A 19383-nucleotide genomic window follows, 5' to 3' on the forward strand; every position below is an offset into this window, starting at 1 on the left:
TCAACGCTGCAGTCTGATCATAAACACCTTTGGCTTTGCCATTGCGATGGCTTATTGGCAGCTATGATGAAACGCGCGCAAATCGAAACCCTTATGCCCGAGATGAGGGCCTATGCCCGTTCGGTCAGCGGGCATGTTCAGGATGCCGAAGATCTAGTGCAGGATGCCATCGAACGGGCACTGTCGGCACCGTCTCGTCCCGATATGCTGGACGAATTGCGGCCGTGGATATTTCGGGTGATCCGCAATCTGCATTACGATGAATTGCGACGCCGGCGTGTGCGCAGGGAATATTCCGCGGCGCAGATACGTTATTCAGATGAAGCAACCACCGGCACCGATACCGAACGGGATACTCTGATCCGTTTGGCATTCGAAAAGCTGCCCCCCGAACCGCGAGAAATCTTGTTTCTGGTAGATGTCATGGGTTTCAAATATTCCGAGGCCGCGCAGGTTCTGAACCTTCCGGCGGGTACAGTCATGAGCCGCGTCAGCAGGGCCCGCAAGGCATTGCGTGATCTGATCGCGGCCAATGGAACGAACACGATATGAACGATCTGAACGACCACGACTGGGATCTTGTGAATGCCTATCACGATGGCGAACTGGACCAGCCCGAGGCCGCGGCACTGGAATCCCGTCTGGTTCGCGAACCGCAGTTGCAGGCCGCCCTCGAGGATGTGCGCCGAATGTCCCGCAGCCTTGCCGGGTTGCGCCCCACCCTTGCCCAACCAACCAAGCCTGCAAATCTCAACAGCTGGCCGGTTCGTCTTCTGGGCGGCGGGTTGGTTGCGGCTTCTCTGCTGGGGCTGGCTTTCTGGGCCGGCTTGGCCCCAAGGGAAATGTCACCGTTGAATGCCCATCGGGCGTTTCTGGGTCAGAATTTCTCTGCCCACGGCGTGACGCAGGTATCCGGGAACGATTTGCCGAACCTGGCGGTCGCCCGCCTTTATGCGGTTGCAGATGACGATTTCGGGACCGGGCGTGTCGTTCACTATTCGGGTGAGAACGGTTGCCGGCTGTCCTATTTCTGGTCCAGCCAGACCATCGAGTTGCCAGCGAATGGTCAAGAACAGGTCGCGGTGTGGCGGTCCGATGACGGGCTGTCACATTTGATCGTGGCAAGTGGTATGGACCAGGCGCGTTTCAACGCCATTGCCGACTATTTGCGCCATCGCAGCAATCCGGCCGATCGGAAATTCGCGCTGGCCGATCACCTGACGGCACCCTGTGCGGGATAGGCGCCGGCTGAACCGGCGCCCGGGTTGATCAGCTTCCGCTTGCGGCGGTCGACACATATTGGGCCAATGTTTCGATCTGCTCGCTGCTGAGCGTTTCATTAAAGGCGGGCATGATGCCGATGCCGCTGGTTACGGCGGCACGGACTTGTTCCGCGGTTGGTTTGAATTCGTCGAGATTGGGACCGATCTCACCTTCTGATCCTGCATCGGCCAGTGCGTGGCATAGCGCGCAGGCGGGCTCGGCCGATTCGTTGAACAGGGCGCGACCTGCCTCGGTATCGGTTTCGGCATGCAGCTGCATTGCAGACAGCAACAGGGCAGCGCCCGCGAAAATAATTCTCGGTTGGTACATATTCAAATTTCCATATGTGGGATAGATGGGGCCGGCATTTTGCCGGCCCGTCGTTCGTATCAGCTGACGGTTACGTCAACTGCGTGGGCGCGCCAGCCATTGTTGCCATATCCACGTTCATTCGGCTCGAAATCGGCGGGTTGGCTATCGCCGGCCGCATTGGTCGCGCGGCTGGCCAGAACGTGATCGCCGGCAGCAAGTTCGGCGATCAGGACGAAGGGGCGCCATGCATATGGACCCATATCCGGTCCGATGAACTTGGCCTCTGTCCAGGTTTCGCCACCATCGACGGAAACCTCGATCTTGGACGGTGCAGAGGTGCCGCCCATGGCGACGCCGTGGATCTGCACCTTGCCCGAAGCCGTATCCATCAGCGGTGAGGTGATCCAGGATTTGACCGACATCTCGAACATCGACGGTTGCGAGGCATTGCCTTTTTCGCCGACGGCGCGGAGGCGATAGCCGGACTGCTGGATCTTTGCCGGCGATTCTTCGGCGGTCAGTGCAAGCTTTTTCAGGTATTTTACGTTGTTCACGCCGAAATATCCCGGCACGATCAGGCGCAGTGGTCCGCCATGTGCCAGCGGGATCGGTTCGCCATTCATTTCCCAGGCGAGAATGGCCTGGTCGATCGCCTCTTTCGGCACCGAACGTTCGACCATGACCGTCGTCGGGTCGATTCCGGGCGGGATTTCCTCGCCGCCGGTACCGGTCAGCCAGGGCAGTTCGGCATTTTCACCACCCAGGGCGTCGATGACTGCCCGCAGCGGCACGCCCGTCCAGACAACATTACCAGCGGCACCGACGGACCATTGGGTTCCGCTTGTCTCATGCGCAAAGAAAGCGCGGCCATTGCCCGAACATTGCAGAACCGAGACGACGGTTTCCACGCCCATTGTCTTGAGCTGAGCCAGGGTCATCGTTGCAGGATTTGCGACCCCCTCGAACGAAATTTCCCAGGCATCGCGATCGGCAACGATCTCGTCCGATGGTGCCGGCAGGTTGTTGCGGATATACAGATCATTGCTGGGCGTGATCAGTGCAGCGCCCTGTGCGGCGCGGCGGGTTTCCAGAGTTTGCTTGGAATGAACGATCAGGTCGTTTGCGTCTTTCCAGGCGACATAATCGGGCAGTTCGTTTCCGTCCTGCGCCATTGCCGGCACACCGGATGCCGCGGTGGCGGCAGTGCCTGCCGCCGCAACCAAGAAATGCCTGCGTTTCATGTTTTGTAGCAGCGCCATGGCTCTCCTCCTTCGGGTATTCGCTGTTCGGCCTGCATCGAAATGCAATCGCCGCTAGATTTCTGACGTCTGGGAAAGGCGGATTATTCCCTTGGGGTGCGACTTTTTTTCACATCCATGCAAATTCCCTGATCGGGACGACGAGGTGCCGACCCGAGGGGGGGCAAATTCTTGACAAGCGGGCGGGAAATTCCTATCTGTCTAGTTAGCTGGACAGGAGAGTTCGATGTTGTCGCTTCAAGAGGCAAAGAACAAATTCAGTGCGGTCGTGGAAGCGGCCTTGGCCGGGCATCCGCAGCGGGTTTCGCGGCGGGGAAAACCGGCGGTCGTGGTCTTGGCTGCGGATGAATATACGCGCCTTGTCGACGCCGCAAAAGCCCGTCGCGAAAGCTTTCAGGACCACTTGCTGTCATATCCTGAAATGGATTTTTCCCGGGCGGGTTCCAAGCCGCGCGATGTGGAATTTTGATTCACATTCTGGATACGAATGTGATTTCGCAGGCGCGCCGGGTCGAACGTGCGCCACTGCTTGCGAAATGGCTGGCCGCGCAGGATGAAGCAACGCTTTTCCTGAGCGTGATCACCTTGGGTGAAATCGAACGCGGCATTGTTTTGCAGGAACGAAAGAACCCGGATTTCGCCCGTGACCTGCGCGTATGGCTTGAACGAACGGTTCGTGTTTTTTCGGATCGGATTCTGGAATTTTCAGCTCAGGATGCGCTGAAATGGGGCGAGCTGTCTGCCCGGATCGGGCATCCGGGCGCCGACCTTATGATCGCAGGGCAGGCGCTTGTGCGCGATGCGGTGGTCGTCACGCATAACACGGCTGATTTTCTGCCAACTGGGGCAAGGCTGTTTGATCCGCTTGCTCAGATCTGATCGCGTTTCAGGGCCATTTCCTGTGCCTGGATGGCCAGATCGCAGACCCTGAAGGTTCGCGATTGCGGACAGGCTGTTTCACTGCGCAGCAGAATATCCTGCATCAGATTTCGGAAATAGGGCAGATCGCTTTTGCTGCAATCGACATATGTGCATTCATCCTGATTGACCAGATAGAGGTGATCCGTCCCCGGGCGGCCAGCAATATCCACATATTTGCGCAGCTCGATCTGGCCTTTGGTCCCCGCGATGAACAGCCGTCCGTCACCCCAGTTCGGCAAGGCATCCGCAGTATACCAGTCGACGCGGATAAACCCCTGAGCAGAGCCGGAACGCAGGGCCAGTGTTCCGAAATCCTCGAAACCGGGATGATCCGGATTCGCATGGTTTCCGACGGTCGCCATCGTGATCTCGGCGTCTTCTTGTCCGGTGAAATGCAGGAACTGTTCGATCTGATGCGACGCGATGTCGGTCAGGATGCCGCCATAGGTCGCCGCATTGAAGAACCAGTCGGGACGGGTCTGGGCATTCAGGCGGTGCGGTCCAAGGCCGGTGGTGTGGATGACCGTGCCGATGGCGCCGGCCCTGACCAGTTCGGTCGCGGCGGTGACGGCAGGAACCTCGAACCGTTCCGAGAAATTGACCGACCAGATCCGGCCCGTCCGGGCCACTGTGTCTTGAAGGCGGCGCAGCTCGTCCAGCGTGATGCAGCCGGGCTTGTCGACCATCACGTCCTTGCCCGCCTGCATGGCCCGGATCGCCAGATCGGCGCGTTGGTCGGGGCGGCAGGCGATCAGCACCAGCGCGATAGCGGGATCGTTCAGGATCTGGTCAAGCTGCGTCACGCGCGGGACGTCGGGAAAGCGCTTGGTAAAGCCCGCGACGGGCTGGGGGTCGCCCTCGGTCCACCAGGCGGCCAGTTCCGCGCCCGCGTCGATCATTCCCTGCGACATGCCATAGATGTGGCGGTGATCCAGGCCAAGGGCGGCAAAGCGCAGGGGGGTCATGGTGTATCCTCGACATTGACGGTGCTGCCCGTCGCGGCCGAGCGGGTCATCGCGTCGATCAGGCGGTGGACGCGCAGACCCTCGTGGCCGGTGATGCAGGGCGGGCGGCGGTCGCGGATGGATTGCGCGAAATCATGGATCAGGTCGCGGTGCCAGTCGCAGGGAAAGGCCATCGGATCCGACCCGCCGCCCGTGCCCGAAACATCGCCGACCGTTTCACTGCGACCGTCGCGCCAGTGCACGTCCAAGCTGCCGCCGGTCAGGACGGCCGTGCCAAGGGTGCCGTCGATGATCAAGCGTTCTTGTTCGCCGGGAAAGGTGGCGGTGGTCGCGACGATCGACCCCACCGCGCCATTGTCGAAGGTGACGCCCGCGGTGGCGAAATCCTCGGCCTCCAACCGGTGCATGCGGGTGGTGGCGGTCAGGGCCTGCACCGATCTGGCGGGGCCGGTCAGGCTCAGCATCAGGTCCAGCACATGGATCGCCTGCGAGATCAGGACCCCGCCGCCGTCACGATCATAGCTGCCCCGCCCCGGCACGTCATAATAGGCCTGATCGCGCCACCACGGGATTTCGGCCCGGATCAGGGCCAGTTCGCCCAGCTGACCGCCATCGACCAGCTGCCGCAGCCGCCGCGCCCCCTGTCGCATCCGGTGCTGAAACACGATGCCAAGCGTAACCTGCCGATCCGCGCATTCCTTGACAAGATCGCGGGCGGCGACCAGCGTCCGCTCGATCGGTTTTTCCATCAGGATATGTTTGCCCGCCGCGGCCATGACCGCCACGATCTGTGCGCGCTGGTTGGGCGGCGTCGCGATGATGACGCCATCGGTCGCGGGATCGTCGGCGATGGCCTGAAGGCTGTCGAAAACCGGAAAGCCGAAAGTATCGCGGACCGCCTCGGCCTTGGCGCGGGTGCGGTTGAACACGCCCGAGACATTCACCTTGCCGCGCAATTCCTCAAGCGCCTCCAGATGGGGTTTGGTGGCCATGCCAAGGCCGATGACGGCAAGCGTCGCGATTGGTGCGTCAGTCATGTTTTGCTTTCCCTAGGGGCCGAACATCCGGATCGGCAACAGCGTGATTTGCGGGATCATGGTCACCAGCAGAAGAATGGCGACCTGGGCCAGGATGAACGGCAGGATGGCGCGGAACACCGCCGTCGACGGTGCGCCGCCGACCCGCGCGGCCGTAAAGACCAGCACGCCAAGCGGCGGCGTCAGCGCCCCGATGACAAGGTTCATCACGATGATGATCCCGAATTGCAGCGGGTCCACGCCTGCCGCCACCACCACGGGCACAAGGATCGGCACAAGGATCACCATGGCGGCGATCATTTCGATGAACAGGCCGACGAAGACGAGGAACAGATTGATCAGCAACAGAAGATAGATCCGGTTCCCGGTCAGTGCCGCCAGCCATTCGGCGATCTTCTGGGGGGTCTGTTCAAAGGTCAGGATCCACGCGAAGGGCGAGGCGGCGGCGATGATCACCGCGACGGCGACGGTATCCTCGACCGCGTCGCGGAACGCCTCGGACAGGTCGGCCGCTGTCAACCCACGATAGACGAAGGCGCCGCAAAGCAGAGAAAAGACAAAGGCCATGGCCCCGGCCTCGGTCGCGGTGAACACCCCGAAACGGACGCCGCCGACAATCATCACCGGCAGGCACAGCGCCGGGGTCGCCAGCAGGAAGGACCGCCACCGCGCCGACCGGTCCGAGCGTCGCGCATTCGCGCCATAGCCCTTGCGGACCGAGATGATCCAGACCACGACCGACAGCGCCAGCGCGGTCAGGATGCCCGGCACGATGGTGCCGACAAACAGCGCCCCGACCGAAACCGAGGCCAGCGCGGCATAGATGATCAGGCCCAGCCCCGGCGGGATCATGTTCGCCAGGGTCGAGGAGGCGGCGGTCAGAGCGCAGCTGAAGGACCGGCTGTAGCCGTATTTCTCCATCTCGGGGACCATCAGCTTGGCGGTGGCCGATGCGTCGGCGGTGGACGAACCCGACACCCCGGCCAGCATCACGCTGGTCACGATATTGGCCTGTGCCAGACCGCCACGAAAATGCCCGACCAGATGATAAGCCAGATCCACGATACGTCCGGTGATACCCCCCGCATTCATCACCGCCGCCGCAAGAATGAAGAAGGGAATTGCCAGAAGCGTGAATGAATTCAGCGCCCCCGACATGGTCTGGGTGATCGTCACCATCATCAGGTCGGGCAGTGGCGTCAGTCCGGCAAAGGACCCCAGGATCAGGGCAAAGACGATGGGCAGTTCGGCAAAGATCAGCAGCATCGAAACGATCATCAGGATGGCCGTGCTGCTGGCGTCGCCCGGCAGCAATCCGCCCGCCTGACGCAGAAGGAAATAGCCCGCGATGCCCGCGGCCAGCGTGACGATCCCGCTTTGGCTGCCAAGCCCGCGGATCGGACTGGTCAGTAGCAACAGGGTGATCGCGCTGCCCGCCGGGACCGCCATGAACAGATAGCGCAGCGGCACCCTGATGGCGGGCATCACCTGCATCGTGCGGTTCATGAAATCGATCCCGTGCACCAACAGGATCACGCAGCAGATCACCGTCATCACCCGCAGAAAGACGCGATGCGCGGTCTGGGTTCTGGCGGGCAGCCTTGGGACGAACAGCGATATGGCGATATGGCGGTCGCGAAAGGTCAGGACCGCCATGCCCAGAAACACCGCCCAGACGAAACAGAACTGCGCGACCTCTTCGGGCCAGGGCAGCGACGCGTTCAGGACATAGCGGCAAAAGACCTGAAGAACGACCACCCCCGTCGCACACAGCATCAAGAGAACGGCGATGGTTTCCAGCGCCTTGACCACAAGGCGATAGGGCAGGGCTGTCACGCCCGGCATCGGTGTCGCATCATCCAATTTCGTTCCTCCCTGTTTCTGCCCCGCGTCGGGGTTGCGGGGCAGACAGCACAGCGATCAGCCCAAGGCGCGGATCTTGGCGATCATCTGGGCGGTTTCGGGGCTGGTCGCGCCGAACTGCTCGAAGAGGACGGCGGATTTGTCTTCCCATTTTGCTTTTTCGTCGTCGGGGAACGGATGCACGACGCAACCCACCGCCTTCAGATCCTCCAGCGCCTGATCGGCCCCGGCGCGGTTGATGCTGCGCTGCTCGGCAAAGACCTCTTGTGCGGAACTGCGGCAAAGATCCTGCAGATCGGCGGGCAGGCGATCCAGCCAGGCGGCATTCATGCGGATCGCCTTGGGCAAAAACCAATGATAGGTTGGCAAGATATTCTTGGCCTGTTCGTGCCATTTGAAGCCCAGCACCGAAAAATAATCCGAATCCAGCCCGTCGATCACCCCGGTCGACAGTGCGGAATATTGCTCGGAATAGGGCAGGGGCGTGGGGTTGGCACCAAGGGTCTTCCAGAAATCGACCCAGATGCGAACCTCGGGGACGCGCAGCTTGACGCCCTGCAGGCTGTCCAGATCGGTAACCGGATCCTTGGTCAGCAGGTGGCGAAAGCCCACCTCGCCATAGGCGATGAATTCAACGCCGGTCTTGTCGCGCGCGATCTGGCTGATTTCCTGACCGATATCCCCTTGCAACACGGCGTCGACATGGGCCTCGTTCTTGTAGATGAAACCCGGCGCCCCGGCGGTCGCCGCGATTTCCGGGGCGATGGCCTCTTCGCTGTCGGGGCCGGCGGCGGTCACCTGAATGGTGCCGATGCGGCTCATTTCCAGAAGCTGGGCCAGACCGCCAAGCTGGCTGGCGGGGAAATGCTGGGCATCGATGCGCCCCTCGCTGCGTTCGTTCAGCATCGCCACCCATTTGTCGAACGCATTGGTGAAGGGCGAACCGATCGCCTCGGAATGGGCGATCTTGCAGACGAACTTGTCCTGCGCCCAGGCTGATCGCATCAGCGTCGGCGTCGCCAGTGCGGCCGCGCCCAGTTGCAACACGCTGCGGCGTGCAAACCTTGCTTTGTGAATGGTCATTCCTCTCTCCCTTTGGTTTTCCGCGCACGTTGTGCTGGTGCGTCAGATCAGACGCCCGGCCTCCTCCGGGCGAATTCGTCGGTGCTAGTCCTTTTCGGCGGCTCCTGCGGCAAGGTATGTTTCTGCGGTCATCACTGCGGTTCCTCGGTGAAAAACGCGGGCTTTGCCGCCGCGACAACGGGAATGTCATCCAGAACCCTGCGGAGATGACGCCGCATTTTCTGTTCAGCGCGATCTGCGTCCCTGGCCTTGATTGCGTCGGCGATCTGACGGTGTTGTTCGATCAGGATCTGGCGGGGCAGCTGACTGGCGGTCAGGTGGCGGACGCGGTCCATCTGGGTGCGCAACATGTCCAGAAATCCCCAGCCGGCACCTTGTCCGGCAATGTCGGCAATCATGCGATGGAATGCCTCGTCCAGGTCCATGAAGGTCTGGGGGGCGGGGTTATCGACCGCCTCTTGCTGGGCGGTCAGGTTGGCCTCCAGCTCGGACAGCATAGCGTTCTCGGCGCGACGGCAGGCGGCGCGCACGATATCCGCCTCGACCGCCTCGCGGACGAATTGCGCCGCGATGACCGAACCGATGTCGATGCGGCTGACAAAGCTGCCACGTTGGGGGCGGATTTCTATCAGCCCTGCCTCGGACAGCTTGATGAAGGCCTCGCGCACCGGTTGGCGGCTGGTGCGATACAGCGCCGCGATGTCCACCTCGGACAATCTAGTGCCGGGCTCCAATGCGCAGGAAACGATGCGATGACGCAGGCGTTCAAACAGCTGCGGACTGACCGGTCTGCTTGGATCGATTGCCGGTTCTGCTGGTGTCGAAGCCTGGTTCATCTTTCCTCCCTGATAGAAGCGTGCAAGATTACCACCATACTAGTCAACAGATTTGACGTCATATCGGTTGGCAAGCGCAGGCGCCGCCTGTGTCTTTCAGGGAGGGGGGAGTATTCATGAGGCAAACTTGGCGTTGGTTTGGTCCCAGGGATCGCGTGACGATCGACTCGGTCCTGCAGGCGGGTGTCGAAGGGGTTGTGTCGGCCCTGCATCACATCCCGACCGGATCGGTCTGGCATCCGGCGGAAATCGCACAGCGTCAGGCCGAAATAGCCGTGACCCCAGCGGGAAGGCCGTCGGGATTGAAGTGGGAGGTGGTGGAAAGCCTGCCGGTGTCCGAAGATATCAAGCGTCAAAGCGGGGATTGGCGCGCCCATATCGAGGCCTGGAAACAATCACTGTGCAATCTTGGCGCCGCGGGAATTGATGTTGTCTGCTACAATTTCATGCCGGTGCTGGATTGGACCCGGACGGATCTGGCCTTTCCGATGGCAAGCGGCGCGACCTGCATGCGTTTTGACCTGACTGTTTTCGCAGCTTTCGATATTCACATCCTGCGCAGGGCAGGCGCGGCAGAAAGCTATGATCCAGAGATTGTTGCGGATGCCGGAAAAAAGTTTGCGCGAATGGATGCTTCGCTGATCGACGGATTGGTGCGCAACATCCTCTGCGGACTGCCCGGTGCCGCCGAGAGCTTCACCCTCGAAGATCTGCGCGATCAGCTGGCGGCCTATTCAGGCGTGGATGCGCAAGGTTTGCGGTCAAACCTGGTTGACTTTCTGTCCGAGGTTGCCCCGGTCGCACAAAATCTGGGAATGCGCCTTTGCTGCCATCCCGATGATCCGCCGATGCCTTTGCTGGGTTTGCCCCGCATCATGTCGACCGAGGGCGATTACGCCACCATTCTTCAGGCCGTCGATGTCATGGCGAATGGTGTCACGCTGTGTTCCGGTTCATTGGGCGCGCGGCCGGACAATGATCTGACCGGCATGATGGAGAGGTTGGGGGATCGCGTGCATTTTCTGCATTTGCGAAACGTCAAACGGGAAAGCCCCGATCTGCAAACCAGCTTTTACGAATCTGCGCATCTGGACGGGGATTGCGACATGGTTGCCCTGATCGATGCTGTCCTGAGGCAAGAAAAACGCCGCCGCGGGGCAGGTCGGGTCGATGCCTCGATCCCGTTTCGACCAGATCATGGGCAGGACATTCTGGATGATCTAGGGCGCAGGGCGCAGCCCGGCTATCCGTCCATCGGGCGTCTCAAGGGACTGGCGGAATTGCGTGGGATCATCGCGGCGCTTTCCCATGGCTCGGCGCGCCACGGATGATGTGGCGTGCCGGGCATGGATGTTGTCACCCAAGTTCGTCAAATGGCCACGTTCCCGCAGGACGGTGCAGGTTTTCCAGACGTGTCAGGTGCTGACATACCGCGCCGTCGGTCAGGGCCATGACCTGTTGCCGGTCGATTGCCCGAAGGTCGGGTGACAGATACCCGGATTTGACCACCAAAAGCCGATAGCTGTCCAGCGGCAGGCCCAGATTGTCGAAATCTGCTATATCATGAAATGGCCGCCGGATTGCAGTGACGATGACGGTGATGTCCTGGCAGACCATGATCGCGCATTCGTTGATGATCCGGCAATCATGCACCGTCAGTGTGACTTGCGGGCCTCCGCCCCCCATCCCGCCGCCAAGGGTCACTTCGGTCGCGCCATCGGCCAGCTGGCGAAACACGGCCGGGTCGGCAATTCCAGCGACCAACACCGTGCCCAGACCTTGCTGGTCCATGACGGCTGCAAGAACATCTGCCCGATCTCCGACTCCGCCGGCGGTGGGGTTGTCGCCGCTATCGGCAAGTATGGCGGGGCTGTCGACAACATGGCGCAACGCATCCTCCAGCGGGGCGGCCAGGCTGTCAAAGACCAGTTCGTCCCGCGCATCCCGATAGGAAGCCGCGATTTCGCGGGCCGCCTGTTGCCCGGCAACGGGATCTGTGGCGGTGACGACCGCCGCGGCAGTTGCGCGCGCGGTGTCGGCCCAGACATAGCCGATCATCAGGTTGGCATCACAGATTCCGGGACGCTGATCGAACAGGGGTAGCGCCGCATAAAGGCGATTGCAGGGGGATACAAAGGTCGATGACATCTCGCCCGGCACAAGGATAGGGACCGCCTGACGGCAGATCGTCGGGCGCGGCCCGCCATTCAACGCATCGCTCAGCAGTTTCGCCGCACGCCCCCATGTCTGGGCCGTGTCGATATGTGGGGCCGTGCGATAGGCTGCAAAGGCATCCAGCTTGTCACATATTTGCTGCGTGATCTGTCCGTGCAGGTCGAATGCGGCCGAAATGATGGCTTGCGGGCCGACGATCCTGCGAATCTCCGCGATAAAGTCGCCCTCCGGATCCTCGATCCCGGGCACGAACATCGCGCCATGCATCAGCAACAGGACCCCATCCAGCGGCAGGGCAGCGCGCAAGCGTTCCATGAACTCGTTGCGCATCGCCGCAAAGGTCGCCACCGCAACCGGACCGCCCGGCACGGCGCGATCATGAAAGAGGGGCAGCGGTTGCATGTCACATGCGCCAAAATCGAAGGGCACGGAATCGATCAGCGCCTGTCCTTCGGTTCTGGTGAAATCCGCTGCCACCTGTTCCAGCGGTGAATAGCTGGAACATTCCGTGTGCAATCCGCCGATCGCGATACGTTTCATAGTTGTGGAACCATATGGGACAGGGCGAAGAAGCGCGGCGCGGATTTGCTTTCCGCCGGGGTCCAGCCGGCTTCGGCGACGATTGCCAGACGGGGAAAGGCAATGGCGTTGATGCGTTGGACATCATGCAGGTATTCACACCAGATTCCGGCCTGAACGCCAAGCAGGCGCCCCGGCCCTTGGGGCAGACCTGCACTGACGTCATGGGCATAGCTGGCACTGGGGGTCGATACCCCGGCCCATGAAATTCCACGAGCGTTCCAACCTTCGGATTCGACCATGTCCAGATAATAGGCCTGACCGGGCGTCGCCACGACATCATAACCCTTTTCGATCAGTTCGGCCGTTTTTTCCTTGGTGCGCCACGCAAACATGACGGCGCCGTCGGGGTCGATCCCGCCGCCTTCGGCCGCTTCGTCCCACGCCCCGATGCGGCGCCCGGATTTCTTCAGATGGGCCTGAACATGACGGAGGAACCAGGCTTGCAACTCATGTGTCGTTGACAGGCCATGTTCCTTGGCAAACCGCTGCGCTGCGGGGGATTGGGCCCAGGCCGAAAGGTCGACTTCGTCGGCACCCACATGAACGATATCGCAGGGAAACAGCTCGGCAGCCTCGTCCAGAAGCGTTTCCGCCACGTCATAGGACCTTGCAATGCCGGGGTTCAGCGCATTGTTCGTGAAGCCCTGGATCGAACGATAGCTGCATGCTGGTTCTTCCGGATCAGCAAGTCCGGGCACCGAGGCCAGCAATGAAGCTGCGTGGCCGGGCATTTCGACTTCGGGTATCACGGTAATTCCCAGCGCCCGACCGTGATCAAGCACGGTTGCGATGTCTTCTGCGCTATAGGCGCCACTTTGCCCATTGGGTCCATCGCCATATTGCGGAGGCATTGGGGCGCCTTGCGCGCGCGTCGCGCCGATTGTGCCAAGGGTGGGAAATGCCTTTGACGGAATCCGCCAGCCCTCGTCATCGGTCAGGTGCCAATGCAGCCGGTTCATGCGCAACCATGCCATGATATCCATCAGGCGCAGATTCACATCCACAGGAAAGAAATTGCGCGCGACATCGAACATCAGCCCCCGCCATTCAAAACGGGGCGCATCGGTGATCACCCCCGCGCGGGGAAAGAGATAGCGTCGGTCGGTTGCCGCGCTATGAGCCATTTGCGTCAAGGCGATCAAACCGTGGCGCAGGCCGTCGGGTGTGCTGTATGCCAGATCGATTTCGTCGCCGAAGACCAGGCGATAGCCCTCGGCAGGCAATGTCGTATCCATCGTGGCCCGGATCGCGGTGCCACCGGTAGCGGGTTGGATGCCAATAACGGTTGGAGCCGTGGGGAACAGGCGTTGGTGCAGCCGGGCGATCTGCAAGAATGGCCGAAGGTCACTGCCCGGTGCCGGATAAAGCCGTGGAAGATCGTCATGCCAGGCGTCAATCTGCGCGTCTTGTGGCCAAGGCAACAATCCAAGCGGGGTTTCGGCATTTCCGGCGGGCCAGTCTTTGCCCGCACCGCCGGGGGTGTCATGTTCGGGCAGAAGGTCTTCGATCGTGATGTCCAGCGTTTCGCCGGTTTCGGTTTCCACCCATGCGGTGATCACGCCCTGGGACCGGTTCGATGCCCCATAGACCAGCCCGACCAGTTTCAGCTCCCATGTTTGCTCGAGGTCCAGGCGACCATTGTCAGGAACAATCTCGACATAGCTACCGTAATTGCGCGCGACCGTTCCCCCGGTGACCACCGAGCTTTCGTCAATACGACCCAGCGAGGTATAGCAGAATTTCGCGATCTGAATTGCCGCGCCGCCCAGATTGGTCAGGCAGAAATGGAAGCTGCCCTTGGTGCCTTGTGGCGCGGGGGACCAGCTTTGAGTCAGATGCAGCGTCATGAGATGTCCAGTTTCCGGAAGTCGTTGGTCAGAATGTTCAGATCGGTGACGGCGCAGCCCAGAGGCAGCGCCGGGGCCGGCAACCCCATGACGCGGCAGGGGATGTCGCAGACCATTTCGATTGCCTCGTCCAGTGGCAGGCCGACATGGTTGACCAGATTGGCAAGTGATTTCACAAGATCGATATGTGCGCCCGCCAAAGAGCCTTCGGCATTGATCAGCGCGCCGTCGCGCACGAATATCTTCTGGCCGTAAAGGTTGAAATGGTTGGGGCCGCCGACGGTTGCCATGGCATCGGATACGGCGAAGGTCAGGCCTTTGCGGGGGCGCGCCCGCAATGCGATCCTGATCATGTCCCAGGTGACATGAATGCCGTCGACGATGATTCCGGCATGGGCATCCGAATTCAGGGCCGCGCCCAGAATGCCCGGCGCGCGCGAGGTCATGGGCGGCATGGCGTTGTAGAGATGCGTGAAACATCCAAGGCCGCGGTCCAGTGCGGTGCGCGTTTCCTCGGCGGTGGCCTGGGTGTGTCCGCCAGACACGATTGCACCGCTGGCGACCAGGCGCGCGAAAAGGTCGGGATCGGCCAATTCGGGGGCAAGTGTGATCATGACGGGCAGGTTCGCCGCGCGCAACCGTTCGACCAGCGAAACGGTCTTGAGGTCAAGCGGGCGGATTCTGGCCGCATCATGGGTGCCGCGGCGTTCGGTGGCCAGATGCGGACCTTCGATATGAAGGCCCGCAAGACCGGGTTCGCCCTGCGTTGCAAGGGCGGCCTCAGCTGCGGCCTCGATCACGTCGTGGCTGTCGGTGATGACGGTGGGCAGGATCGCACCGGTCCCACAGCTTCGATGTGCGGCGGCAATCGCGCGCAAGCCGTCGGGTGTCGGCTGGCTGTTCACCATGACACCGCCGCCGCCATTGACCTGCAAGTCAACGAATTGCGGCGAGATCAACCCAACCTGCAGGTCCGCCGTGTCGTTGCCAAGGGGGCGGAAGGCGGCAACCTTGCCGTTGGCGATCTCGATCGCCATGTCCCGGGAAAGCCTGCCCTCCCGCCAGAGGGCCTTTGTTCCCACTAACATCATGCCGCTCCGGTATAATATGGCAGCAATGCCCGCTGGACATGTGCAACCAGCAGCGCATCGGCAAAGCAGATCGGCAATGATTGCGCCCGCGCAATGGTCCGATCGTCGAAATATTGCGCCAGCACAGGCATCGGCGGCGGGGTCGTATTCATCCGGTCGCGCAGGTCCTGAACCGCAACGAAGACATCCGGTTGTGCCCAGTAATAGCGTATCCTGTCGGCCAAGCCGAAATGCCGCATCAGGCGCTGATGGGCGGGGTCTCCGTGATAATGGCTTTTCCAGTATCCTGCGGATGCGGTCATGGCATGTTCGGTCAGGTCGGAAATATGTGCCGTTCCATTCATCCAGCTGTCTATATGGGACAGGACATAAAGCGCCTCGCGCCAGGCGAAGGTCAGGGCGGGGCCGACTTTCAGGATGGCGAAGTTGCGCTTTGCCAGTTCGGCAAAAACCTCGGGATATTGATAATCGGTGGAATGGGCCTCGAAGCATAGGTCAGGATAGGGGGCCAGAACGTCGGAAAGATGATCGGGCGACGACATGTCAAATCGATCGACATGAGCGGGGGCGAATTCCAGTCCGGGTTGCACGACCAGCCCGCGTACGCGCCCGAACGCCTCTTGCTGACCTGCGGCTGCGAAGGCATCGCGATGAGCAATCAGTGTGGCACTTGCCCGTTCGGGCGGGGTGGGGGCGATACCTTCGTCATCATGGCGGGCGCCGCCGGGCGGGGGCACCTCGGTTCCGATGATATAGCGAAGCTGCGCGGGATCTGCGGCTGCGGCCTCGGCCACGGCGGCAAGTTCGGCTGCGCGTGCCGCTGCAGGTGCGTCGGTCAGTGCTGCGGGTTCGCCGGCGCATCCTTCCGAACAGTCGAGATGGATCTTGGAGAAGCCGGCCCTGACATAAGCGGAAATCATGTCGCGGGCTTCCTGCATGGCCTGTTCAGGAGCCAGATGCTTCCATGCTTGCGGCCCCAGGTGATCGCCCCCGAACATCAGCCGGTCGGCATCTGTTCCCAACGCTTCTGCCCGCTTGCGCAGCGTGGCGATGAAATCGGAGGGCGTCATGCCCGTATAGCCGCCCTGATGATTGACCTGGTTCGAGGTCGCCTCGATCAGAAGGGGGCGGTCCAGTTCCTCGGCCAGCAAAAGCGATGCTGTCAGAACGTCCGGATGCGCGGAACAGATCGAAGGCAGCGCCGCACCGTTGCGGGTACGGTTGTCGCGGATAATCGTGTCAAGTGCAGTCATTTTCCCTTCGCCAGCAAAGCGGCGCCTCTGGTGCCCGAGCTGTCGCCGTGACGGGCGCGCACAAGCTTTGGGGTTCTGGTGTTTGCCAACGCATGACGCGCCAGCCCGTGTTCAAGCCGCGCGACGACATCAGGCAGATTCGACAGGCCGCCACCCAGAACGATGCAATCTGGATCAAGCATGAGTTGAATGGTCAGTAGGCATTCCCCGGTGATGTCGGCCCAGATGTCAAAGACCTGCTCGGCGCCTCGTTCGACAAGGTCCTGGCCGCTTAGCCTTTCGCCCAGCACATGCTGTGCGATGTTGCTGAGCCCCGTACCCGAGACGGCCGTTTCCATGCAGCCCGTTCGTCCACATCCACAACGCCACAAGGGCAGGTCATGGCGCGCAACTGCCGAAGCCGGCAAGGCAACATGGCCAATCTCGATCGCCAGGCCGCCGTGGCGATGGGGGAACGCGCCGTCCACGCAATAACCACCGCCGACTCCTGTGCCCAGGATCAGCCCCATGACACTGTTCGAACCCTGACCTGCGCCGCCGCGGGCCTCGGACAGCGCAAAGGCCATGCAATCGTTCACCACCGGAAAGTCACGGCCAAGGCGCGCATTCAGGCTGTGGCGGATCGAATGCCCCGAAGCTGGCAGGTTGGCGGTGAACATCTTGCCGCTATCGGGGTCAATCACGCCGGGGGCAGCAATGCCGACCGGAAGGCCGGAAATGCCTGCGCGCTCTTCCAGCCAGGCGATCTGTTCCTCCAATCCCGCCAACAGCTCGTCATAACTGCCGCGTGGGGTCGGAATGCGGCGCAGGTCGATGGTCTCGGTTTGCGGGCCGCTGAACAGGCGTGCCTCGATCTTGGTGCCCCCAAGGTCAATCCCGCCACAGATCATGATTGCCAGTCATATAGCTGGACGCCCGAGACGACGCGGCTGAGATTTCGCCCCTGAAACGGATCATCCACCGGCAAGCCGAGCTCGGCAGACCATTGCGCGGCCCTGATCTGTGCCGGCAGGACATGCAACACGGCATCTGCGCGCGCGTCGCCGGTGCCGGCGAAGTCTATATCGCCGCCGCGGCCGATCGTCGTGACGCGAATGTCCGGGAACTGGCTGCGAATTTCCTCGGCAACGTCCAGATCATAACGCGAGGTGTGCAAATCGGGATGCAGGCTGACATAGACATGCGTCAGGTCATTGACCGCGGCCTTCGGTCCGTGGCGATAACCCAGCGGGCTGTCCCATTGGGTGACCGTCTGCCCGGCCGTCAATTCAAGAACTTTCAGGGCGCTTTCCCGCGCCAGGGATCTGAGTGCGCCGGACCCAAGGAAAACCGCACGTTCCGGGCGCATGATATCGCTGTCCGCGGCCAGCTGGTCAATCAGTCTGCGGGCTTGTTCGGCAAGTTCGGGGATCCGGGCCGGATCAAAATCGGTCAGGCAGGCCAGCGCGGACAGCAACATCGTGCTGAAGCTTGACGTCATTGCAAAGCCGCGGTCATGCGTGGCTTCGGGAAGGCTGAGAACCCGCATCTGTCCCGGACCGGGTGCAGGGCGGGTTGCCAGCGCTCCGTCTGGATTGCAGGTGATGTGCAGGCGGTCGATATCAGGCCGGTGCTTGTCCAGCAGGTCCAGAACCCCCACCGATTCCGAACTGTTGCCCGAACGCCCGAACTGGACGACCAGAATCTTTCCGTTCGCGGCAAGGCAATCCTGCGGACAGGAAACGATATCGGTGCTGGCGCGATCCTCGATACGCAGATCGGTGCGTTCAGCGGCGATGATGCCGCCGATAAAGGCGGATGTCCCGGCCCCGACCAGCCAGACGGTGTCGATGCCGCGTTCGGCGATCCATTCCCTGATGTCGCGGCTTTGAGAGGCAAGGGTGCCGCTCCAATCGCGCCAGATGTCAGGCTGAGCCTGAATCTCGGTCCAGGTCGCGGTCTGGGGCAGTTTCGGCGTTGGTGTCATCGGTTGTCCTGGTGGTTATAATTTTGGTGCCTTGCGCCTCTAGGGCGGTAAATCGCGGATCGTCGCTGGCCAGATCGGTCACAAGAATGTCGACATGGTCCATTGCGCAAATGCGATGCAGGCTGGGTTTGTGGAACTTGGTGCTGTCGGCCAGAACGATGACCCGGCGGGCAGCCTCGAGCATGAAGCGGGTATTATGGGCCTCGTCCTCCTGAAAGGTGGACAGGCCGTGATCGGCATCAATAGAGGCGGCGCCCATGACAAAAGTGTCGAAATGCATCTGACCGATGCTGCTTTCGACCATGCGCCCGGTCATCGACATCGCATTGGGGCGAATGCGCCCCCCTGTCAGCATGACGGTGTGATGGCCGTGGGACAAGGCGTTCTGCGCCACCCAGATGCCGGTGGTCATGATGGTCATTGCCGGAACATCGCGCAACGATGCGGCGAATATTTCCGCGGTCGAGCCATTGTCGACCAGCAGGCTACGATCCTGTTCCACCAGGCGCGCGGCGCGGCGGGCGATGCTTTGCTTCGCTTCGGCATTGGCAAGCCTGCGATCCCCCGCCAGTGGTTCGACAAAGCCTTGCCGGCTGCCTGCCAGTCCAAGCGCCAGGTCGATCCGGAAATCCGACAGGCCGGCATAGCCGAACACCTGGCAAAAGCGGATCAGGGTCGGTTCGGATGTCTTTAGCTCGGCACAGATTTCACGGCTGGTCTTGCGGATGAATGCTTCGGGGTTCTTCAGTGCAAATGCGGCTATTCCTGCCAGCTTGGGGCTGAGCGAGCTGTGCCGTTCCGAAATGGTGGCAACCAAGTCTGCAGGGGTGGAGCTGGAAGACATGTGAATGGAACCTTAGTCAACCTAAATACGCATTGCTTAGGCATTGTGCCAAAGTAAATATATCTGCGCAAGAAGTTTAGTAAAAA

19 protein-coding genes are annotated in these 19383 nt (G+C 61.4%); 5 read left to right on the forward strand and 14 right to left on the reverse strand.

Translation table 11 applies throughout. From position 1 onward, the window contains the following. Positions 1-66: 66 nt before the first annotated feature. Both PAF17_RS12170 and PAF17_RS12175 read left to right on the forward strand, forming a co-directional pair. Positions 67-552: an RNA polymerase sigma factor gene (locus PAF17_RS12170; RefSeq protein WP_271889373.1), complete on the forward strand. Its 486-nt coding sequence runs from the start codon at positions 67-69 to the stop codon at positions 550-552. Continuing rightward, entirely contained in the window at positions 549-1241 is a 693-nt protein-coding gene (locus tag PAF17_RS12175; RefSeq protein ID WP_271889374.1) for an anti-sigma factor, read from the forward strand. The genes PAF17_RS12170 and PAF17_RS12175 overlap by 4 nt, the downstream gene beginning before the upstream one ends. 28 nt (positions 1242-1269) lie before the next feature. On the opposite strand, the gene sorU is transcribed toward PAF17_RS12175, so the two are convergent. Both sorU and sorT read right to left on the reverse strand, forming a co-directional pair. After that, positions 1270-1593, reverse strand: a complete 324-nt coding sequence (sorU, locus tag PAF17_RS12180; RefSeq protein WP_271889375.1) for a SorU family sulfite dehydrogenase c-type cytochrome subunit — start codon at positions 1591-1593, stop codon at positions 1270-1272. Between the two features lie 59 nt (positions 1594-1652). Then, positions 1653-2834, reverse strand: coding sequence for a SorT family sulfite dehydrogenase catalytic subunit (gene sorT / locus PAF17_RS12185; RefSeq protein WP_271889376.1), 1182 nt, complete (start codon positions 2832-2834; stop codon positions 1653-1655). 226 nt (positions 2835-3060) lie between these two features. Here sorT and PAF17_RS12190 point away from each other — a divergent pair, with 226 nt between their 5' ends. Both PAF17_RS12190 and PAF17_RS12195 read left to right on the forward strand, forming a co-directional pair. Further along, positions 3061-3303 carry a type II toxin-antitoxin system Phd/YefM family antitoxin gene (locus PAF17_RS12190; RefSeq protein ID WP_271889377.1) on the forward strand — a complete coding sequence of 81 codons (243 nt, stop codon included), beginning with the start codon at positions 3061-3063 and terminating at the stop codon, positions 3301-3303. Continuing rightward, positions 3300-3713: a type II toxin-antitoxin system VapC family toxin gene (locus PAF17_RS12195; RefSeq protein WP_271889378.1), complete on the forward strand. Its 414-nt coding sequence runs from the start codon at positions 3300-3302 to the stop codon at positions 3711-3713. Before PAF17_RS12190 ends, PAF17_RS12195 begins: the two co-directional genes overlap by 4 nt. Here PAF17_RS12195 and PAF17_RS12200 read toward each other — a convergent pair. The 5 genes from PAF17_RS12200 to PAF17_RS12220 all read right to left on the reverse strand — a co-directional run bounded on the left by PAF17_RS12200 (position 3704) and on the right by PAF17_RS12220 (position 9539). Further along, complete coding sequence (locus PAF17_RS12200) at positions 3704-4720, reverse strand: Gfo/Idh/MocA family protein (protein WP_271889379.1); 1017 nt, start codon at positions 4718-4720, stop codon at positions 3704-3706. The genes PAF17_RS12195 and PAF17_RS12200 overlap by 10 nt on opposite strands. Then, on the reverse strand, positions 4717-5757 hold the full coding sequence (locus PAF17_RS12205) for a Gfo/Idh/MocA family protein (protein ID WP_271889380.1): 1041 nt from the start codon (positions 5755-5757) through the stop codon (positions 4717-4719). The genes PAF17_RS12200 and PAF17_RS12205 overlap by 4 nt, the downstream gene beginning before the upstream one ends. 12 nt (positions 5758-5769) lie before the next feature. After that, the gene (locus tag PAF17_RS12210) at positions 5770-7620 is read right to left on the reverse strand and encodes a TRAP transporter large permease (RefSeq protein ID WP_271889381.1); all 1851 of its coding nucleotides are present in this window, start codon (positions 7618-7620) and stop codon (positions 5770-5772) included. A 57-nt stretch (positions 7621-7677) separates the two neighbouring features. Next, on the reverse strand, positions 7678-8703 hold the full coding sequence (locus tag PAF17_RS12215; protein WP_271889382.1) for a TRAP transporter substrate-binding protein: 1026 nt from the start codon (positions 8701-8703) through the stop codon (positions 7678-7680). Between the two features lie 131 nt (positions 8704-8834). Next, positions 8835-9539 carry a GntR family transcriptional regulator gene (locus PAF17_RS12220; protein ID WP_271889383.1) on the reverse strand — a complete coding sequence of 235 codons (705 nt, stop codon included), beginning with the start codon at positions 9537-9539 and terminating at the stop codon, positions 8835-8837. Positions 9540-9655: 116 nt separating this feature from the next. Between PAF17_RS12220 and uxuA the strand changes: the two genes are divergently transcribed. After that, positions 9656-10870: a mannonate dehydratase gene (uxuA, locus tag PAF17_RS12225; protein ID WP_271889384.1), complete on the forward strand. Its 1215-nt coding sequence runs from the start codon at positions 9656-9658 to the stop codon at positions 10868-10870. A 25-nt stretch (positions 10871-10895) separates the two neighbouring features. On the opposite strand, the gene PAF17_RS12230 is transcribed toward uxuA, so the two are convergent. From PAF17_RS12230 to PAF17_RS12260, 7 genes are read right to left on the reverse strand one after another with little or no spacing between them, the layout of a single operon-like run. After that, positions 10896-12254, reverse strand: coding sequence for a M81 family metallopeptidase (locus PAF17_RS12230; RefSeq protein WP_271889385.1), 1359 nt, complete (start codon positions 12252-12254; stop codon positions 10896-10898). After that, positions 12251-14143 (reverse strand): beta-N-acetylhexosaminidase, encoded by a 1893-nt coding sequence (locus tag PAF17_RS12235; protein ID WP_271889386.1) that lies wholly within the window; start codon positions 14141-14143, stop codon positions 12251-12253. Before PAF17_RS12235 ends, PAF17_RS12230 begins: the two co-directional genes overlap by 4 nt. Next, complete coding sequence (locus tag PAF17_RS12240) at positions 14140-15180, reverse strand: N-acetylglucosamine-6-phosphate deacetylase (RefSeq protein ID WP_271889387.1); 1041 nt, start codon at positions 15178-15180, stop codon at positions 14140-14142. Before PAF17_RS12240 ends, PAF17_RS12235 begins: the two co-directional genes overlap by 4 nt. Before the next feature lie 50 nt (positions 15181-15230). Beyond that, complete coding sequence (locus tag PAF17_RS12245; RefSeq protein WP_271889388.1) at positions 15231-16487, reverse strand: class II D-tagatose-bisphosphate aldolase non-catalytic subunit; 1257 nt, start codon at positions 16485-16487, stop codon at positions 15231-15233. Next, positions 16484-17377 carry an ROK family protein gene (locus PAF17_RS12250; protein WP_271889389.1) on the reverse strand — a complete coding sequence of 298 codons (894 nt, stop codon included), beginning with the start codon at positions 17375-17377 and terminating at the stop codon, positions 16484-16486. Before PAF17_RS12250 ends, PAF17_RS12245 begins: the two co-directional genes overlap by 4 nt. Next, a complete protein-coding gene (locus PAF17_RS12255; RefSeq protein ID WP_271889390.1) occupies positions 17374-18453 on the reverse strand; it encodes an SIS domain-containing protein in 1080 nt (359 codons plus the stop codon). Before PAF17_RS12255 ends, PAF17_RS12250 begins: the two co-directional genes overlap by 4 nt. Then, the gene (locus PAF17_RS12260) at positions 18392-19297 is read right to left on the reverse strand and encodes a transcriptional regulator (RefSeq protein ID WP_271889391.1); all 906 of its coding nucleotides are present in this window, start codon (positions 19295-19297) and stop codon (positions 18392-18394) included. The genes PAF17_RS12255 and PAF17_RS12260 overlap by 62 nt, the downstream gene beginning before the upstream one ends. Positions 19298-19383 lie beyond the last annotated feature (86 nt).

Origin of the sequence: Paracoccus onchidii, assembly GCF_028294535.1 — a bacterium.
Classification (GTDB): domain Bacteria; phylum Pseudomonadota; class Alphaproteobacteria; order Rhodobacterales; family Rhodobacteraceae; genus Paracoccus; species Paracoccus onchidii.

Excerpts from the sequence above, each read along its gene's own strand:
- PAF17_RS12170 (WP_271889373.1), top strand. The coding sequence starts at position 67 with ATGAAACGCGCGCAAATCGAAACCCTTATGCCCGAGATGAGGGCCTAT.
- PAF17_RS12175 (WP_271889374.1), top strand. The coding sequence starts at position 549 with ATGAACGATCTGAACGACCACGACTGGGATCTTGTGAATGCCTATCAC.
- sorU (WP_271889375.1), bottom strand. The coding sequence starts at position 1,593 with ATGTACCAACCGAGAATTATTTTCGCGGGCGCTGCCCTGTTGCTGTCT.
- sorT (WP_271889376.1), bottom strand. The coding sequence starts at position 2,834 with ATGGCGCTGCTACAAAACATGAAACGCAGGCATTTCTTGGTTGCGGCG.
- PAF17_RS12190 (WP_271889377.1), top strand. The coding sequence starts at position 3,061 with ATGTTGTCGCTTCAAGAGGCAAAGAACAAATTCAGTGCGGTCGTGGAA.
- PAF17_RS12200 (WP_271889379.1), bottom strand. The coding sequence starts at position 4,720 with ATGACCCCCCTGCGCTTTGCCGCCCTTGGCCTGGATCACCGCCACATC.
- PAF17_RS12205 (WP_271889380.1), bottom strand. The coding sequence starts at position 5,757 with ATGACTGACGCACCAATCGCGACGCTTGCCGTCATCGGCCTTGGCATG.
- PAF17_RS12215 (WP_271889382.1), bottom strand. The coding sequence starts at position 8,703 with ATGACCATTCACAAAGCAAGGTTTGCACGCCGCAGCGTGTTGCAACTG.
- PAF17_RS12220 (WP_271889383.1), bottom strand. The coding sequence starts at position 9,539 with ATGAACCAGGCTTCGACACCAGCAGAACCGGCAATCGATCCAAGCAGA.
- uxuA (WP_271889384.1), top strand. The coding sequence starts at position 9,656 with ATGAGGCAAACTTGGCGTTGGTTTGGTCCCAGGGATCGCGTGACGATC.
- PAF17_RS12230 (WP_271889385.1), bottom strand. The coding sequence starts at position 12,254 with ATGAAACGTATCGCGATCGGCGGATTGCACACGGAATGTTCCAGCTAT.
- PAF17_RS12235 (WP_271889386.1), bottom strand. The coding sequence starts at position 14,143 with ATGACGCTGCATCTGACTCAAAGCTGGTCCCCCGCGCCACAAGGCACC.
- PAF17_RS12240 (WP_271889387.1), bottom strand. The coding sequence starts at position 15,180 with ATGGCGATCGAGATCGCCAACGGCAAGGTTGCCGCCTTCCGCCCCCTT.
- PAF17_RS12245 (WP_271889388.1), bottom strand. The coding sequence starts at position 16,487 with ATGACTGCACTTGACACGATTATCCGCGACAACCGTACCCGCAACGGT.
- PAF17_RS12250 (WP_271889389.1), bottom strand. The coding sequence starts at position 17,377 with ATGATCTGTGGCGGGATTGACCTTGGGGGCACCAAGATCGAGGCACGC.
- PAF17_RS12255 (WP_271889390.1), bottom strand. The coding sequence starts at position 18,453 with ATGACACCAACGCCGAAACTGCCCCAGACCGCGACCTGGACCGAGATT.
- PAF17_RS12260 (WP_271889391.1), bottom strand. The coding sequence starts at position 19,297 with ATGTCTTCCAGCTCCACCCCTGCAGACTTGGTTGCCACCATTTCGGAA.